The 2,208-nt window shown below is 58.8% G+C and carries 1 protein-coding gene and 2 pseudogenes; all 3 read right to left on the bottom strand.

What is annotated here, in order from left to right; all coding sequences use genetic code 11:
• Nucleotides 1-318: pseudogene (locus V6C16_RS11635) on the bottom strand (EamA family transporter); the annotation flags it as partial.
• Nucleotides 315-1,715, bottom strand: coding sequence for a sigma-54 interaction domain-containing protein (locus V6C16_RS11630; protein WP_333535967.1), 1,401 nt, complete (start codon nt 1,713-1,715; stop codon nt 315-317). The pseudogene V6C16_RS11635 and the gene V6C16_RS11630, both read right to left, overlap by 4 nt.
• A 27-nt stretch (nt 1,716-1,742) precedes the next feature.
• Nucleotides 1,743-2,208, bottom strand: a pseudogene (locus V6C16_RS11625) (glycyl-radical enzyme activating protein); the annotation flags it as partial.

Genomic DNA, 2,208 nt, shown 5'->3' with positions numbered 1-2,208 from the left:
GGCCACGGCAATGATAAGAGCGCCGGCCGCGGCGGGCAAATTGACATAGGCCCAGGAAAAACAGGCCATATACGCAAAAAGGGCCAGGGCGGCGCGCCGGTTTCCGTGCCGCAAAACGCGCTGCCCCCGCAGCGCCATGAACAACCACAAAACAACGGCTGCCGAGGATGCCCGCAAAACCGTATAGCTGACGGCGTCCATGCCCGTGCCGAAGAGCGCCATGCGGCACAGCAAAGAGTTTGCCGCAAAAAATGTCATGCAGACAGCCGTGAGCAAAAACGTGCGGAACATCCCGCGCGCACCGCCGTGAAGGGTCATCGTGTCTGCCTTGTGCCTTGCAGCTTCCTGAAAATGGTGCTGCGGTTAACCTGAAAAAGTTCCGCAACACGCTGCACCGAGCCATGAACCTCAATGGCCTTGAGCAAAAAATCGCGCTCCATTTCCGCCATGATTTCCCGCAACGGGCGGCGGGCGCCAAGCACATCTTCCGAGTACCGCGTGGCATCGTGCGTTACGCCTGTAACCTGCACGGGCAGGTCGCGCGGGGTGATGAGCGGGCCAGTGAGCGTAATGACCAGACTGTGAACCATGTTCTGCAACTCACGCACATTGCCGGGCCAGGCATATGCGGCCATCATGTCCAGGGTAACATCCATAAACGCCATGACTTTATGATACTTGGCCGTATAGTGCGTCAAAAAATGCTCGGCCAGCAGAGGCACATCTTCCTTTCTGTCCCGCAGGGACGGAATGCGCACCGTGGCGACATTGAGGCGGTAATAGAGGTCACGACGAAAGGTTCCGGCTTCCACGCTTTCGGCAAGGTTGCGGTTGGTGGCCGCGATAATGCGCACATCCACCTTGCGCGGGCTGGACGCCCCCACACGCATGATTTCGCCGTCCTGAAGCACGCGCAAAAGCCGCGTCTGCATGGACAGGGGCAGTTCGCCCACTTCGTCCAAAAAGATGGTGCTGCCATCGGCAATCTCAAAATACCCGGCCTTGCCCTTACTGGAGGCCCCGGTAAAAGCGCCGGGCATGTAGCCGAACAGTTCCGATTCCGTAAGGGTTTCGGAAATGCCGCCGCAGTCGACCTTGAGCAGTATCTTATCGCGCCGCTCGGAAAGGCCGTGGGTAAAACGGGCGAAAACGTCCTTGCCCGCGCCCGTTTCACCCAGAATCAGCACAGTGGCGTCTGTGGCGGCAAAACGCCGCAGCAGCGAAACCACCTCACCCATTGCGGGGCTGGCATAAATGGGTTCACGCGCCTTGCTGCCCTCGCTTGCTATGTACGCCAACTGGTCATTGATCTGGTCAATAAGCCTGCACTGCCCGGCCACCTGATCCTGCAACTGGGCCAGCAGGGTTATGTCGCGCGCAAAGGTGACCACAAGACAGAGGTCACCGCGCGTGTCAAAAACAGGAAAACCCGTCAGCACCAGCTTTTTGCCGTTTTTGAGCTGCTGTACATGGGTGGCGGGCCTGCCGGTGCGCACTATCTGCGGGTTGAGGATATGGTCAAAAACCCCCTCTTCCACCAGACATCGCACGTTCTTGCCCTGCACCTGCTCCTGGGTGAGGCCGGTCAACTGCTCGTACATGCGGTTAACGCGCAGGCTGGTTCCCGAGGCATCGCTGATAAAGACACCTTCAGGCAAGGCGTCAAGGATGCGCTCCACATGCTTTGAAAGCAGTTCCTGAGAGTGGTCGGCCATATTTCAATCCGGTAAAATGCTGGGGAATCAGCGGGGAATTTGCACCCGCTCCCCCAAAATGTCCAGAGCAGCCTTCTGCAGCCCGCCCATAACCGCCTTGTCCAGGCTCACTTCGCCCATGGGAACCTCCCGGCCCAAAAAATGGTATTTCTGGGTTCCCAGGCGATGATAGGGCAAAAGTTCATAATTGACACGCCCATAGGGCTTGATAAAGCGGGCTATGGCCGCGATGGCCTCCGCAGTGTCATTGAAGCCGGGAATCACGGGCGTGCGGGCCAGTATGGGCAAGTCCGGAAATTCTTCTGCCAGAATGCGGAAATTTTCAAGGATGCGCGCATTGGGCTGGCCGGTCCGGGCCTCATGAACCGCGCTGTCCATATGCTTGATATCGTAAAGCACGTAGCTCAGGTGGGGCGCGGCCTCGCGCACGGTCGCGGCAGACGCCATGCCGCAGGTTTCCACCGCTGTTTTGATACGGCGTGCGCGGGCTTCG

The organism is Desulfovibrio sp. 1188_IL3213 (assembly GCF_036763145.1).
In the GTDB taxonomy this organism is placed as follows: Bacteria; Desulfobacterota; Desulfovibrionia; order Desulfovibrionales; family Desulfovibrionaceae; genus Desulfovibrio.
The sequence above is the reverse complement of the archived record's forward strand: the minus strand, read 5'-3'. Positions and strand labels throughout refer to the sequence as shown.

What these genes read in the sequence shown, in the direction of transcription:
- V6C16_RS11630 (WP_333535967.1), bottom strand. Translation starts at nt 1,715, where the DNA reads ATGGCCGACCACTCTCAGGAACTGCTTTCAAAGCATGTGGAGCGCATC.